Origin of the sequence: Stutzerimonas marianensis (assembly GCF_022810315.1) — a bacterium.
Lineage (GTDB): Bacteria > Pseudomonadota > Gammaproteobacteria > Pseudomonadales > Pseudomonadaceae > Stutzerimonas > Stutzerimonas marianensis.
Window position 1 is genome coordinate 1 of sequence record NZ_JALGRD010000088.1, and the last position, 313, is coordinate 313.

Sequence of the window (313 nt, forward strand, 5' to 3'; positions counted from 1 at the left end):
CGACTGGGCAATGTTTCGATAAGGGTGGCGTTCCGAGGGTCAGGATGCCTCGTAAAAACCTGAAACAACTTTAAATTTAAGTGCGGATGCACCTGTAAGAATGGCTGCCTAATTGTAGCCACGTCTTTGCTTCTTTCTTGCGTGAGGTAAAAGACGCAGTTAGCAAGATAGCAAAGCATCATGCTTTGGGGATGCTTTAGCGAAACTTTTCTGAGGCTAGCGATTTGGAAATTTGTTTGTAAATGGCCAGGTCGCGAAAAACAATGTACAAACTATGAACGTAGAGGCTTTTATCAGGCTGTTACAGGACGCG

At 44.7% G+C, this 313-nt stretch carries 1 other RNA gene; it reads left to right on the forward strand.

Annotated elements, in window-relative coordinates:
- Positions 1 to 313: a transfer-messenger RNA gene (gene ssrA, locus MST27_RS22870) on the forward strand; the annotation flags it as partial.